Genomic DNA, 14,928 nt, shown 5'->3' on the forward strand with positions numbered 1-14,928 from the left:
TCAGGGTTTGCTGGCCCGGTACCAGGCGGCGGCGCCGGGGTGCAGCGGCAGGGGAGCGGTGGCGATGGCCGACCGCACACTCATCCGCCCGGCGGCCGGATGCGCGGCGGCCAGTTCCTCCCGCCGTTCCATCAGCAACCGGGTCACCTCCCGGACCAGCGAGTCCGGCACGTCGGCGGCGACCACCAGGTAGTTCGGGTTCGCCACCGTGGTCACCGGCTCCGCCCCGTACACCGAGCTGGGGATGTCCCGGGAGACGTAGACCTCCCGGTGGTCGCGGCGCAGCGGCTCGACCCACTCGCCCAGGTCGACCAGGCGGATGCCGGTGCTGCCGGCGAGCAGTTCGATCGCCCGGACGGGCAGCCCGCCGGAGAAGAAGAACGCGTCGATCCGGCCCTCGCGCAGCGCCGACACCGAGGCGTCCAGGCCGAGCCGTTCCCGCTGTACCGCCGGGCCGTCCAGTCCGGCCACGTCGAGCAGCCGGGTCGCGGTGATCCCGGTGCCGGAACCCTCCGCGCCGACGGAGACCCGCCGGCCGCGCAGGTCCGCCACGGTGCGTACCGGCGACTCGGCGGTGGTGACCAGGTGCAGCAGGTCGTCGTAGACCCGGGCCACCGCCACCACCTGCGGGTGGGCGACGCCGGGATCGGCGGAGAGCACGTCGGCCTGGGTGAAGCCGAGTTCGGCCCCACCGGACTCGACCAGTTGGACGTTCTGCGCCGACGCGGCGGTGACCACCACGCTGGCCCGTACCCCGGGCACCTCGCGGTTGAGGATGGCGGCCAGTGACTCGCCGAAGGCGTGGTAGACGGCGGTGGGGCTGCCGGTGGCGATCCGGATCCGGACCGGCTCGGCCGGCTCGTCCCGGCAGGCGGCCACCGCCGGCAGGGCCGCGCCGAGCAGGACGGTCAGCAGCGCGAGACGCGCCGTGGGTCGCCGGCCGGGAATGGTGCGGACGCCGTTCACAGCGAGCACTCTGCGCCGCGACGCCCGCCGTCCGCAACCCGTCGCCCGTTCTCAGGCCCCCTCGGCGGCTGCCGGGCCGGGGTTCAGCATGGCGCTGTCCAGGATCCGGGTGCGGTCCGGTCCGTCGGCCACGCTGACCACGAAGCAGCCGGCCCCGGGGAGCAGCGCGGCGGGCACCTCCAGCAGGGCGGCCCCCCGGACCAGGACGGCGGCCAGTTCCCGGTCGGTGAGCCGGACCCCGAGGATGTGCCGGCGGACGTGCCGTCCGCCGGCCAGCAGCGCGGACCGCCAGGCGGCGGCGGCCAGCCGGGTACGCCACATCCGGCGGGCCGAGGACGCGCCGGCGGTCGGGGCTCCCAGCAGTTCCCGGCGGCCCTGCCGCCAGCCGGCGTCGAGCAGTCTGGCGTAGGCGGCCCGGCCCGGCTCGGGCACCCGGAGCCGGTGCACCTCGTAGCGGCGGCGCAGCCCGCCGGTGCTGACCTCGTGTTCGACGGGCACGGCCAGCCGGGTGAGGAGCTGCCGCATCCGCAGCGCGGCGTCCTCCCGGTTGAACTCGACGGTGCTGCGACAGGGGTCGCCGGAGGCCCGTCCCCGCCGGTCGGCGGGTGGTGGCGTGCAGCGCAGCAGGCAGGCGACCTCGAACGCGTCGGCCATGGTCTGCCAGTCCAGCGGCGGTGGGTGGGCTGGCGGTCGGGGCCGGTCGAGCAGGGTGGGTGCCATCGCAGACCGTGTCTCCACTCGTCGGGGGTTGTCCCCTACCGTGGACGGCCGGCGGCCCGGGGGAAACCGATCCGGGCAAGCCTTGAGCAAAATTTGCGTTCCCGGCCGGGCCGGGGCGCGCCGCGTACCGCTGTGCGCGGCGCGCCGACCGGACCGCTGCGGCGGGCCCGGACCGTCGAGGGTGGCGGGTGCCGTGGCCGGCGGTCACGGCACCCGCCGCAGGTCAGGCGGGGCTACCGGTGACCGTGGTGCCGGACTTCGTCAGTCGGTACGTGATCTTCGTGCCGCTCCAGAAGTGGAAGGTGAGGGTGACCGGGCCGTCGTTCACCTCGGCGAAGAACTCCGGCTTCAACAGGATGGTGTTCGCGCTGTAGTCGGGCTGGAAGGTGCTCCAGAACTCCTTGTAGGGGGTCCAGTTGGCCGGTCCGGCGGGGCTGCCGTCGGCGTACGTGGCCTCCATGGTGGCGAGCTGGTCACCGCGGAACTGGGTGGGGATGGCGAACGAACTGGTCGTGCCGGTGGCCGTGGCCTGGGTCGGGGGGTCGTAGGTGACGATGCTGAGCTGCCAGGGCGCGCCCTGGGAGAAGTGGGCCTCGAGGGTGGCGTTGACGCCGTAGGCGCGGTTGCCGACCAGTCGGGTCAGGGCCGTGCCGGTCAGCGTGAGGGTGGTGCCGGAGACGGTGTAGTCGGTGCCGGCGACCAGCTCGGTGCTGCCCTGCCGCAGGCCCCGGAAGGTGGTGCCGTTCAGGTTGAGCGTGAGTGACCTGCTGGTGATGTCGCCGGTACGACGCACGTGGACCTGGTCCGAGGACGCGGTGCTGGAGCGGGTGGTCCAGCTCGCCTTCAGCGTCGCGAAGACGCCAGGGTCCCGCCAGCGCAGCTCGTTGCGGTCCAGGAAGGTGCCCGCGTCCCACAGCATGGTGGTGAGTTTCCTGGTGCGGGCGTGGTGGCCGACGGCCTCGAAGTACTTGAGCATCTCGCCCCGTTCGATGATGCCGGGCCGGGTGTAGTCGTACGCGAGCAGGGCCCACTCCCCGACGATCACCGGGATGCCCCGGGCCACGAAGGTGTCGTGTGCCCGGTCGAAACTGTCGACCAGGTCCTTCTCCACGTTGGCGTCGTAGTGGGTGCCGCCGGCGATGTTGACGCTGAACGGCCACCACCCGTAGAAGTGGACCGTCGCGGCGATGTTGGGGTCGTCCAGTTGGTCGATCGTGTCCGCCAGCGCGTCCAGCCGTGGCTGTTCGGAGCTGGTGTGCAGGGTGGGCAGCACCAGCAGCCGGGTGGCGTTGGTTCCGCCGGTCCGGCGTACGACGTGCACGAACTCGGTGTTGAGTTCGTGCAGCACCTGGTCGCTCTCGGCGTCGCCGGAGGTGCCGGTGAACTGCGGCTCGTTGATGCTCTCGAACACCAGTTTCGCCGAGTGGTCGCGGAACGTCGTGGCGAGCTGGGTCCAGAGCGCGGTGTACCGGTTCATCACGGTCGTCCGGTCACCGGGATAGCCGTTGATCCACTGCCAGGAGTCGTGATGGAGGTTGATCATCACGTAGAAGCCCTCGGCGAGGGACCAGTCGACGACCTCCCGGATCCGGTTCAGCCAGGCCGCGTCGATGGTGTAGGTCGGGGCCGGGCCGTGGTGGTTGCTCCAGGTCACCGGGATCCGGATGCTGTTGTACCCCTGCGAGCGTACGTAATGCAGGTGGGCCCGGGTGGTGAGCGGGTTGCCCCAGGCGGTCTCGTCGGGGATGGCGTCGAACGTGTTGCCCAGCCCCCAGCCGGGTTGCATCGCCGCCACCGTTTCCATCGCGTTCCCCGGCGGCGGGGGCGTCGTCGGCGACACCGTGGGGGACGGGGGGAGGGTCCCGGTGCACTCGACCCCGTTGAGCGCGAACGAGGTGGGCGCGGTGTTGCTGCCCGACCAGGAGCCGTTGAAGCCGAAGGACGCCTTCGCGTTCGTGGCGATGGCCGCGTTGTAGCTGAGGTTCGTCGCGGTGTACCGACCCTCCGACGGGGTGACCGTCGCGTTCCACGCCTGGGTGACGCGCTGCCCGGACGGGAAGGTCCAGGCCAGCTTCCAGCCGTTGACGGGTGCGCCGAGGTTGGTCACGTCCACGTTGGCGGTGAAGCCACCCGGCCATTCGGCCGAGACCGTGTAGGTCACCCGGCAGCCGGCGGCCGCCTGTGCGCTGACGGCGGTCATCATGCCGGCCGTCAGCAGCGCGGCCACCGCGCCGACGACGAGGCCGACCCGCCAGCGGGCTTTTCGGATCTGCTGCCAACTCATCAGGGAACTCCTCGCCATGATGGCGTTCGTGGGGACGGGGCGACCGGCGGATCGACCGACGGGTCGCGTCGACCGGGCGGTGGTCGAAATGAGGGGGTGGACCGCGTCACGACGGCCGCCAGCGAGGTCCGCACGGCACGTCGGCGCGGTCGGGCGAAACGGGGACGTGGGATTCCGGGCCCGCCCGCGCCAGGCACGTACGCCGCGCCGACCGGCGGCGACGGTGTATCCCGGACACGTGCCCAGCTGCGTGGGCGGAACCTGGAGAGGTCGCGGAGGCTGCCCAGGGCCTCCGCCGCGAGGAGCGGCTCCCATCGGAAACTTTCCCGGGCCGGAGGCCGAAAGTTTCCGAGCGGGATGTTACCCCTTTCTGTCGACCGTCGTCAATGAAGCCCCGGGCCGGTACTCCGGCGGGGCGGGATCGTCCCCCGGGGAGAGAGCTGACGGCGGCGGCCGAAACTATCGGTCGAAACTCTCGCTTGCCAAGCCGGTGAGTCTTTGTGAACCTGGATCTATCGATCAGTGTGAACGTTCACACGACCTGTTGATCCCGTTCCCTGCGAGGTGTCCGCGCGCCCACCACTCCTCGCGGCCGGCGTGCTGGTGCCGGCCGCCCGACTGACCCGCACCCACCACCACCGCCCCACCCCGCTGGTCACGTGGCAGGTACCGACCCGTCGCCGGGCGGACCTGGCATGCGCGTCGACCCCTCCGCTGCGCCACCGACCGTGGGCTGCGGTCCGACGCCGTCGGCTGGCCGGCACCACCCCCACCCCCGAACCGCGACCGTAGGTCGCCCCGTCCCTGTTGGAGGATCGGCATGATCTCCCGGCACCGTCCCCCCAGACGCCGGCTCAAGGCCCTGTCCGTCTCCGGAGCTGTCGCGATCGTGGCAGCTCTGCTCGTGTCGTTGCTGCCCAATCTCGCGCACGCCGCCGAGAGCACCCTCGGTGCGGCGGCGGCCCAGTCCGGCCGCTACTTCGGTGCCGCCGTCGCCGCGAACAAGCTCAGCGACGGCGCGTACACCACGATCCTGAACCGCGAGTTCAACTCGGTCACGCCCGAGAACGAAATGAAGATCGACGCGACCGAGCCGCAGCAGAACAACTTCACGTTCGGCAACGCGGACCGGATCGTCAACCACGCCCTCGGCCGGGGCTGGAAGGTGCGCGGCCACACCCTGGCCTGGCACTCCCAGCAGCCCGGCTGGATGCAGGGCATGGAGGGCTCCGCACTGCGCTCGGCGATGCTGAACCACGTCACCCGGGTCGCCAGCTACTACCGGGGCAAGATCCACTCCTGGGACGTGGTGAACGAGGCGTTCGAGGACGGCAACAGCGGCGCCCGCCGCAACTCCAACCTCCAGCGCACCGGCAACGACTGGATCGAGGCGGCGTTCCGGGCCGCCCGGACCGCCGACCCGGGCGCGAAGCTCTGCTACAACGACTACAACACCGACAACTGGACCTGGGCCAAAACCCAGGCCGTCTACCGGATGGTGCAGGACTTCAAGCAGCGCGGCGTACCGATCGACTGCGTCGGCTTCCAGTCGCACTTCAACGCCGGCTCGCCGTACAACAGCAACTACCGGACCACGCTGTCCAGCTTCGCCGCGCTCGGCGTGGACGTCCAGATCACCGAGCTGGACATCGAGGGCTCCGGCACCACCCAGGCCAACACCTACCGCAACGTGGTCAACGACTGCCTCGCGGTCGCCCGGTGCAACGGCGTCACCGTCTGGGGAGTCCGGGACTGTGACTCGTGGCGCAGCTCCGGCACCCCCCTGCTGTTCGAGTGCAACGGCAACAAAAAGGCGGCGTACGACGCGACCCTGGCCGCGTTGAACAGCGCCACCCCGAACCCCACCCCGACGGCCACCACCCCGCCGCCCACCCCGGACCCCACGTCCGGGCCGATCGACACGACCGCCTGGTACGAGGTGGTCAACCGCAACAGCGGCAAGCGGCTGGACGTGTGCGGGGTTTCCACGGCGGACGGCGCCTGCGTGCAGCAGTACGCCGCGTCGGGCGGCGCGAACCAGCAGTGGCAGTTCGTGGACGCGGGCGGCGGCTACTACAAGGTGCGCGCCCGGCACTCGAACAAGGTGCTGGACGTCAGCAACCAGTCCACGGCCGACGGGGCGGCGATCCACCAGTGGACCGACCACAACGGCACCAACCAGCAGTTCCGGGTGGTCACCACGGACAACTACGTCAAGCTGATCAACCGCAACAGCAACAAGGCCGTCGAGGTGCAGGGCGCGTCCACCGCGGACGGTGGAGCGGTGGTGCAGTACGCCGACTGGAACGGCACGAACCAGCAGTGGCAGCTGGTCCGGGTCGGCGGCACCACCCCGGCGCCCACCACCCCCGCGCCCACGACCACCACCACGCCGCCGCCGTCCAGTAACTGTGATCTGCCGTCGAGCTACCGGTGGTCGTCGTCGGGTCCTCTGGCGCAGCCGAGGTCGGGTTGGGTGTCGTTGAAGGACTTCACGCACGCGCCGTACAACGGTCGGCAGTTGGTGTACGCGACCACGCATGACACGGGTACGTCGTGGGGGTCGATGAACTTCGGTCTGTTCGACAACTGGTCGCAGATGGGTTCGGCGAGTCAGAACGCGATGCCGTTCTCGGCGGTCGCGCCGTCGTTGTTCTACTTCGCGCCGAGGAACCTGTGGGTCCTCGCCTACCAGTGGGGTGGGCCGGCGTTCTCGTACCGGACGTCGACGGACCCGACCAACGTGAACAGCTGGTCGGCGCACCAGACGCTGTTCACCGGCAGCATCTCCAACTCGGGGACCGGTCCGATCGATCAGGCGTTGATCGGTGACGACCAGAACATGTACCTGTTCTTCGCCGGTGACAACGGTCGGATCTACCGGGCGAGCATGCCGATCGGGAACTTCCCGGGCAGTTTCGGGTCGAACTACACGACGATCATGACGGACACCACGAACAACCTGTTCGAGGCGGTTCAGGTGTACAAGCTCCAGGGTCAGCAGAAGTACCTGATGATCGTGGAGGCGATCGGGGCGCAGGGCCGGTACTTCCGGTCGTTCACCGCGACCAGCCTGGGTGGTACCTGGACCCCGCAGGCCGCGACCGAGAGCAACCCGTTCGCGGGGAAGGCCAACAGTGGTGCGACCTGGACCAACGACATCAGCCACGGCGAGCTGCTGCGGACCAACGCGGACCAGACCATGACCGTGAACCCCTGCAACCTGCAACTGCTGTACCAGGGCCGTGACCCCAACTCCGGTGGCGACTACGGCCGTCTGCCCTACCGTCCCGGCCTGCTCACCCTGCAGCGCTGACGGACCGGACCCACCCGGGTGCGGCAGGTCGGGACGCCAGCACCGGCACCCCACGACCTGCCGCACCCGGCGGTCTACCCCACCGGCCGGGCCGCCACCACGAGGAGCCGGTGACCGCTACAGGGCGGTGACCACCACGTCCAGCCGGCGCGGGCGACCGGCCGCGACCGGCTCCTCCGACACCGTGTACTTCAGGTCCCGCAGCGCGGTGACCAGCTCGTCCACCCGGCGCGGCCGGGCTCCGGCGGTGAGCAGGTCGCGCACCAGCCGCCCCTTGGTGGCCTTGTTGAAGTGGCTGACCACCGACCGGGTCACCACCCCGTCGACCTCCCGTTCGTGCAGCACCCGCACGGTCACCGTCCGGGCCGCCAACTCGCCCCGGGGCGTCCAGGTCGCGGCGTAGGCGGCGGAGCGCAGGTCCAGCACCGGGCCGCCGGCCGCCGCCGACTCCAGCGCCGGTGCCAGCACCCGCTTCCAGTACGCCGACAGCGTCCCCGGGCCGGGCAGGCTCACCCCGATCGGGCAGCGGTACGGCGGGATCCGGTCGGTGAGGCGTACCGCCCCCCACAGGCCGGAGGCGACCAGCACCTGCCGGCGGGCCGCCCGCAGCGCGGCCGGCGGGAGGGTGGCGAGGTCGAGCGCCTCGTACAGCACGCCGGTGTAGACGGCCGCCGCCGGTGCGGTGGCGGCGCTGCGCAGCCGCGCGTTGCGGGTCAGTTCGCCGCGCTGCCCGGCGCTGAGGTCCAGCGCGTGCAGTCCCGCGTCGCCGGGTGCGGTGGCGAGGGCGACCAGCGCGTCCAGCACCTCCTCCCGGGCCGGGTTCAGCTCGGGCAGGCTGAGCCGGGTCAGGTCGAGCCGCCGCCCGGCCCGTACGTCGGCCTTCCGTTCCGAGGGCGGCAGCAGGATGAGCATCGGGTACCCCTCGCGGGTGGTGGGACGCTGGCCGGGCGAGCGTACCGGCACCCGGGCCGCTCACCGCCAGGGGCGCACCGCCGTCGCCGGGTGGTAGATCCGGTACCCGGCGACGTCGGTGACGGTGGCGGGCACGTTCCGTTGCGCCAGCAGTTCGGTCAGCCGCCGCTCGGCGGCCGAACCGGGTCGCATGACGTACCCGGGCCGTTCGGCCCGCGCCACCGCCCGCCAGTACGCCGGATAGCGGTTCTGCCCGGGGGTGAGCCGGTCGTCGAGGACGCCGCAGAGCACCTGCTCGGCGGTGTTGAAGATCAGCCGGCCGCAGGTCCAGTAGTCGCCGTACACCTGTCGGGGGCCGGTGGCCCGCAGCGTGTCGGCGAGCCGGCGGGCCTGCCGTTCCTCGGCCCGGATGCCGGCGGTGCCGGTGGCGAAGTGCCCGGTGACCACCAGCGCGGTGACGGTCAGCGCGGCGAGCGCGGCGGTGGCGACCGCCCCGCCCAGCCGCCCGGCCGCGCCCACCGTGCCCCGCCGGGCGGCGGCCGCCGCCAGCCAGAGCGGCCAGAGCACCGCCGGCAGGGACAGTTGGAGCACCGACAGGTACCGGGCGCTGGCCAGCGGGTCGGACGCGGCGAGCGGGCTGCGCAGGTACCCGAGCAGGGTCAACGCCGCCCCGGCGACCAGGGCGAGGTGGGTGACCGGCCGGACCGGGTGGCCGACGCCGCCCCCGGGCCGGGACCCACCCGACGCGGCTGGATCGCCCGGACCGGCCGGACCCGGTCCTGGACCCCCCGGTCCTGGACCGCTGTCCGGACCGGGCCTGTCGGACGGGCCGTAGCGGGCGGCCAGGGTGGGCCTGCGCAGCGCGACCAGCGCGAGCCCGGCGGCGAGCGCGAGCAGCAGCGGATACCCCAGGCCGAACCACTCCGGCCAGCGGGCGCAGCCCTCCGGCGGGCACAGCCCGGAGGCCAGCGGCACCCCCTCGGTGAGGCCGCCGCGCAGCCGCTCGACCAGCGGCGGCGGTGGCCCGCCGAAGCCCGCGTCGACGCGGCGGAACACCGACAGCGAGTCCTGGCCGGGCGGGGCGGTGAGATTGTCGTAGATCATCGGGGCGGCGCCGACGGCGAACCCGGCCAGCAGCAGCACCGCCGCCCGACCGAGCAGTTCCCGGCGCAGCGCGACCACCAGGACCAGCCCGGCCGCCGCCAGGTACGGCACGATCAGCCAGTCCGACCAGGTCGCCACCCCGGCCAGTACCCCGAACGCGGCCACCGCCAGCCGGCGGTGGCGGACGGTCCGCTCGGCCAACCCCACCGCGAGCAGCAGCATCGCCACCACCGCCACCTTGGCCTCCGGTCGACCGCCCACCGCGGTCAGCTGGTCCCGGACCACCCGTTCCGGGCCGAGCGCCAGCAGGCCCACCACCAGCACCGCGAACCAGGGCGAGCAGATCCGCCGGGTCAGCCGGTACGTCAGCCAGACGAACACGGCGTACAGCGCGAGCAGCGGCAGCCGCAGCGCCAGCCAGGACGGCCCGGCCACCGCGATCAGCGGGACGGCCAGGTACGACTCCAGCACCCCCATGTACCGCTGGCCGTAGAGGAAGACCGGATGTGAACGACCCTGGGTGACGTGCAGCGCGACCAGGCCGAAGGTCGCCTCGTCGCTGTTCGACCCGGGCACGTCGTGCAGGATCAGCACCAGCCGGTAGCCGACCCCGACGACGGCGAGCAGCAGGGCGACCCGGGCCGGCCGGTCCAGGGCCGGCACCCACCGTCGTACGCCTGTCGCCATCGCCGAGGCCCCCGTCGCCGCCTGCGACCGGAGTGTCGCACGCGTACCGGGGCCGGGGAGGCGGATCGGCGCAGGTGGGCGTGGGGTCCGCTCGCGTGGCCGCTTTCAGGTTGGTGTGGCAGGGTGGCACCGTGTCGACCCCACCCACGGGACAACTCGCCGTCTCCACGCTGCACCGGGCCGCCCGGATCGAGGACGCCGTGCACCGGCTGGTGGAGCGTAGGCTGCGCCGGACCGGCTGGCAGACCAACATCATCGCGTACACCGGGTACGGCGCGCCGGGTTGGGTGCGGGTGATGTGCCGGGTGCTGCTGGGGCGGCCGGACCGGCGGGAGCGGGGCGGCCGGCTGGAGAAGGTGCGCGGCTGGCGCAGTTTCACCACCCTGCCGGCCAAGCAGGTCACCGTCACCATCGAGGCGGGCGGAGTACGCCAGGAGGCGGTCGCGGACCGTAGCGGCTTCGTGGACGCCGTGGTGAAGGCGGACCTGCCGCCCGGCTGGGGGTCGGTGCGGCTGAGCCTGGCCGACGCCGAGCCGGTCGAGGCGCCGGTACGGATCCTCGACCCGCAGGTCCGGTTCGGGATCCTCTCCGACATCGACGACACGGTGATGGTCACCGCGCTGCCCCGGCCGCTGCTGGCCGCCTGGAACACCTTCGTCCTCGACGAGCACGCCCGTAACGCCGTCCCCGGCATGGCGGTGCTGTACGAGCGGCTGGTGACCGCGCATCCCGGCGCGCCGGTGTTCTACCTGTCCACCGGCGCGTGGAACGTGGCGCCGACGTTGACCCGGTTCCTGTCCCGGCACCTGTACCCGGCCGGGCCGCTGCTGCTCACCGACTGGGGGCCCACCCACGACCGGTGGTTCCGTAGCGGCCGGGAACACAAGCGGGCCACCCTGGCCCGGCTGGCGCAGGAGTTCCCGGACGTGAAGTGGCTGCTGGTCGGCGACGACGGGCAGCACGACCAGGAGATCTACCGGGAGTTCGCGGCCGCCCACCCGGGCAGCGTGGCGGGGGTGGCGATCCGCCGGCTCTCGCCGACCCAGGCGGTGCTGGCCGGTACGCTGCCCGCCCCGCTGGCGGGGCACGAGTCGTCCTCGGGGCCGGTGGGGCAGAAGTGGCTCTCCGCCCCGGACGGGGCCGGGCTGTGGAAGCTGCTCCGTCAGGCCGGCCTGGTCTGATCCCGTCCGTCCTGGTCTGGTCCGGCCCGGTCTGATCCCGGCCATGGTCCGTTCGGCGAAGGATACTTGCGCGATCTCCATGCATAGATGAACATCTCCTTCATGGTGGTGTCGCGTGTCCCGAACCTGGTCCGTACCGTGCTGGTGGCGGCGCTGCTCGTCGGCGCGGTCGCGGTCGCGCCGCAGGCGTCGTCCGACCCGGCCCGCGCCGGTACGGCTCCGGCTCCGGTGGTCGGTCCGGCGGTAGCCTGCCCGGTCGACCCGGCCACGCCGAAACGGCAGCTCCGGGCGATGTGGATCGCCAGCGTCGCCAACGTGGACTGGCCCAGCCGCACCGGGCTCACCGTCGCCCAGCAGCAGGCCGAGTACCGGTCCTGGCTCGACCTGGCGGTCGGCAACCGGATGAACGCGGTGGTGGTGCAGGTCCGGCCCACCGCCGACGCGCTCTGGCCGTCACCGTACGAGCCGTGGTCGCAGTGGCTCACCGGCACCCAGGGCCGGGACCCCGGCTACGACCCGCTCGCCTTCCTGGTCGCCGAGGCGCACGCCCGCAACCTGGAGTTCCACGCCTGGTTCAACCCGTACCGGGTCGCCAACCACGCCGACCCGACCCGGCTGACCGCCAACCACCCGGCCCGGGTCAACCCGGGCTGGCTGGAAAGCTACGGCGGGCAACTCTACTACAACCCGGGCATTCCGGCGGTCCGGGTCTTCGTGCAGGACGCCATGATGGACGCGGTACGCCGCTACGACATCGACGGCGTGCACTGGGACGACTACTTCTACCCGTACCCGGTCAACGGGGTGAGCTTCCCCGACCAGGACACCTTCGCCCAGTACGGTGCCGGCTTCGCCACCGTCGCCGACTGGCGGCGACACAACGTCGACCTGCTGGTGCAGGAGATGGGCCAGAAGATCCACGCCGCGAAGCCCTGGGTGAGCTTCGGGATCAGCCCGTTCGGCATCTGGCGCAACGCCGGCACCGACCCGCTCGGCTCGCGGACCAGCGGACTCCAGTCGTACGACGCCATCCACGCCGACACCCGCAAGTGGGTGCGGCAGAACTGGATCGACTACGTCGCCCCGCAGATCTACTGGCACATCGGCCACCCGGCCGCCGACTACGCCGAACTCGTCCGCTGGTGGTCCGGGGTGACCGCCGGGACGAACGTGCAACTCGTCGTCGGGCAGGCCACCTACCGGGCCGGCGCGTCCGGTCAGGACCCGGCCTGGCAGGACGTCACCGAGCTGACCGACCACCTCACCCTCAACCGCAGCCACCCGCAGGTGGTCGGGGACATCCAGTTCAGCGCCAAGGACGTCCGGGCCAACCGGATCGGCGCGGTGGCCCGGCTGGTCGCCGACCACTACCGCCGGCCGGCGCTGCTGCCCGTACCGCCGGCCCGGGGCGGGTCCGCGCCCGGCGCACCCACCCTGACCGCCGCCACCCGCGGGTCCGGCGGGGTCAGCCTGACCTGGCAGCGTCCCGCCACCGGCAGCACCACCGGGTACGCGGTCTACCGGCTGCCCGGCGACGGCCCGGTCGACGCCTGCGCGCTGGCCGACGGCCGGCACCTGCTGGCCACCGTCCGCGCCACCGGCAGCACCGGCACGTACCGGGACGCCACGGCGGCGGCCGGCAGCACCTACCGGTACCTGGTCACCGCGCTGCACCGGCTGCACCACGAGAGCGCGCCGAGCGCCGCGCTGCTGGTGCCCGGGGACGGTAGCGGCACGTTCAGCGTGATCGTGGACAACGCGGGCAGCGGCTTCACCGCCAGCGCCGCCTGGGGCACCTCGACGTACCTGACCACCCGGTACGGCACCAACTACCGGTTCGCCAGCCCGCAGGCGGTCAGCGACGTGGCCTGGTTCAGCGCGGCCATCCCGGCCACCGGCACGTACCGGGTGGAGGTGTGGCACCCGGCCGACCCCGGCTACCACAGCGCCGTCCCGCACCTGGTGGCGACCAGCACCGGCACCGTCACCGTCAACGTCGACCAGCGCACCGGCGGCGGCCAGTGGCGCACGCTGGGCAGCTACCCGCTGGCCGCCGGCACCCGCCAGGTGGTCGGCGTGAGCCGGTGGGTCGCCGGCACCGGGTACGTGGTCGCCGACGCCGTCCGGATCACCCGCCTCTGACCGTCACCGGGACGGATCCGCCGGTGACCGGTGGACCGCGACCGCGACGACGGCCCGGTCGCCGCGCCGGGCCGGTCACCCCGCCGGGCCGCGACCGCGACGGCGGGCCGGTCACCGGGGCGCGGCGGTGGCCGGGCCCGTGCCGGCGAGGACGGCCCGCGCGCGGACGATGGCGACGTCCCGTCGCGCCACCAGCGCGGTCAGTGTCCGTCTCTCCTCCGGTGGCAGGGTGGCGACCAGCCCACGGCGGGCGGTCAGCTCCGCCGCCGGTAGGTGGACCCGCGTCGCGCATTCCCCGTCGGCCACCGCGACGGCGATCTCCCGTCGCCGCAGCTCGGCGCGGTCACCCGCCCGTACGGTGTCGTAGGCGGCCCTGATCGCGTCGCGGGCCGCCCGGGGAGTGGGGTGGGGGTGCCCCCTGCCGGCCATGCACGTCCGCCATTCCGCCAGGACCGCCAGGTAGCCGGGTGCGGTCGACGCCCGGTCTGCCAGCCGGTCGTCGACGGTCTGCGGCAGGTAGGTCAGCCGGGCCCAGGTGGTGACGTCACCGGCGAGCGCGCGCCGGCTCTCCGCCAGGCAACCCTGCTTCGGCACCACGACGTGCCGACCGGCACCGAGGTCGACCCGGACACCCAGCGTCGACGAGCCGAACAGGGCGGCCCGGTAGCGCCGCTGATCCGTCGCCGAGAGCCGGTCGTGGTACGGGTCCGACGGCGCGAGTGTCGACGGTGCGTCACCGGCATCCGACAGGTCGGGGGCGAGCCCGTAGCCGTTGGCTCTCCGGTCGGCCAGCTTGATGCTGGCAGCCTCGTCCTCGGGTACCGGCTGGGCCGGAGGGGGTGCCGGCGGTGGGGTGAATCCCTGCGCCGCCAGGCATTTCCGGGTGGCGGCCTCGACGGCGGCCTCGAGTGTGTCCTGGGTGGCCGGCCAGCTTCCCGACCGGGTCGCCAGGTCCACCACGGATACGGCGGGGGAGCCCGCCGACGCCGACGGTACGCCGACCGGGCCGGTCTGCTGCGCGGACGCGCAACCGACCAGCCCGGCGACCACCACGGCCAGCGGGAAACCTGCTGTCCAGGGCCGGCGGCGGGTCATCAGTTCGGGGTGCACCAGTGGTTGGAGCTGATCGCGTCGTTGAAGGCCGCGTCGTAGTAGGGCGCGCCGGAGAAGTTCCCGACCTGGTCGCCCCGGCTCAGGCTGTGGTACCGGCCGTGGTAGTCGGCGTCCGTCCAGAAGTAGACCGTGCACTGGGTGCCGTCGTTGCGGATCGAGCTGATGCAGTCGTTCCAGGTGCCCGGAGCCTTCGTGCAGCCGCTGCTGTTGGACAGGTACCGGTAGTTCGGGTTGTTTCCCGCCACCCGGCCGCGGGTGCCGGTGAAGCCGCCGCCGACCCAGAAGCAGGCGTAGCCGGCCGCGCCGCAGCTCGCCAGCACCCCGACCGGCTCGTCCACGCTGGCGGACTGGACGGCAGCGGACACCTCGGACCGGGGCGCGGCGCCGGCCGGGCCGGCCAGACCGCCGGCCAGCAGGACGCCCACCATGCTGACCAGCAGGGCCAGCCTCGACACTCTCCGGATCATCACCACTCCATTCGTCTTCGGTGGTCCGCCGCTACC

General features: G+C 72.8%; 10 protein-coding genes. 3 read left to right on the forward strand and 7 right to left on the reverse strand.

The window, feature by feature from the left end:
- From PVK37_RS16160 to PVK37_RS16170, 3 genes are all read right to left on the reverse strand, one after another.
- Window positions 1–966, reverse strand: a complete 966-nt coding sequence (locus tag PVK37_RS16160; protein ID WP_275034837.1) for a TAXI family TRAP transporter solute-binding subunit — start codon at window positions 964–966, stop codon at window positions 1–3.
- 51 nt (window positions 967–1,017) lie between these two features.
- The gene (locus PVK37_RS16165) at window positions 1,018–1,686 is read right to left on the reverse strand and encodes a hypothetical protein (protein WP_275034838.1); all 669 of its coding nucleotides are present in this window, start codon (window positions 1,684–1,686) and stop codon (window positions 1,018–1,020) included.
- A 223-nt stretch (window positions 1,687–1,909) separates the two neighbouring features.
- On the reverse strand, window positions 1,910–3,970 hold the full coding sequence (locus tag PVK37_RS16170; protein ID WP_275034839.1) for a cellulase family glycosylhydrolase: 2,061 nt from the start codon (window positions 3,968–3,970) through the stop codon (window positions 1,910–1,912).
- Between the two features lie 889 nt (window positions 3,971–4,859).
- On the opposite strand from PVK37_RS16170, the gene PVK37_RS16175 reads away from it, so the two are divergent.
- The gene (locus PVK37_RS16175; protein ID WP_480212896.1) at window positions 4,860–7,286 is read left to right on the forward strand and encodes a non-reducing end alpha-L-arabinofuranosidase family hydrolase; all 2,427 of its coding nucleotides are present in this window, start codon (window positions 4,860–4,862) and stop codon (window positions 7,284–7,286) included.
- A 117-nt stretch (window positions 7,287–7,403) separates the two neighbouring features.
- Here the strand turns inward: PVK37_RS16175 and yaaA are convergent, their stop codons facing one another.
- Together yaaA and PVK37_RS16185 are read right to left on the reverse strand one after the other, a co-directional pair.
- Window positions 7,404–8,198: a peroxide stress protein YaaA gene (gene yaaA, locus PVK37_RS16180; protein WP_275035137.1), complete on the reverse strand. Its 795-nt coding sequence runs from the start codon at window positions 8,196–8,198 to the stop codon at window positions 7,404–7,406.
- Between the two features lie 60 nt (window positions 8,199–8,258).
- Window positions 8,259–9,989, reverse strand: coding sequence for a hypothetical protein (locus tag PVK37_RS16185; protein WP_275034841.1), 1,731 nt, complete (start codon window positions 9,987–9,989; stop codon window positions 8,259–8,261).
- A gap of 188 nt (window positions 9,990–10,177) precedes the next feature.
- Between PVK37_RS16185 and PVK37_RS16190 the strand changes: the two genes are divergently transcribed.
- Entirely contained in the window at window positions 10,178–11,170 is a 993-nt protein-coding gene (locus tag PVK37_RS16190) for an App1 family protein (RefSeq protein WP_341483448.1), read from the forward strand.
- Between the two features lie 87 nt (window positions 11,171–11,257).
- A complete protein-coding gene (locus PVK37_RS16195; protein WP_275034843.1) occupies window positions 11,258–13,312 on the forward strand; it encodes a family 10 glycosylhydrolase in 2,055 nt (684 codons plus the stop codon).
- Between the two features lie 111 nt (window positions 13,313–13,423).
- On the opposite strand, the gene PVK37_RS16200 is transcribed toward PVK37_RS16195, so the two are convergent.
- Both PVK37_RS16200 and PVK37_RS16205 read right to left on the reverse strand, forming a co-directional pair.
- Window positions 13,424–14,407 carry a hypothetical protein gene (locus PVK37_RS16200; RefSeq protein WP_275034844.1) on the reverse strand — a complete coding sequence of 328 codons (984 nt, stop codon included), beginning with the start codon at window positions 14,405–14,407 and terminating at the stop codon, window positions 13,424–13,426.
- A complete protein-coding gene (locus tag PVK37_RS16205; RefSeq protein ID WP_275034845.1) occupies window positions 14,407–14,892 on the reverse strand; it encodes a peptidase inhibitor family I36 protein in 486 nt (161 codons plus the stop codon). Before PVK37_RS16205 ends, PVK37_RS16200 begins: the two co-directional genes overlap by 1 nt.
- Between the last annotated feature and the right edge of the window lie 36 nt (window positions 14,893–14,928).

The sequence above is a fragment of the Micromonospora cathayae genome (assembly GCF_028993575.1).
GTDB classification, from domain to species: Bacteria; Actinomycetota; Actinomycetes; order Mycobacteriales; family Micromonosporaceae; genus Micromonospora; species Micromonospora cathayae.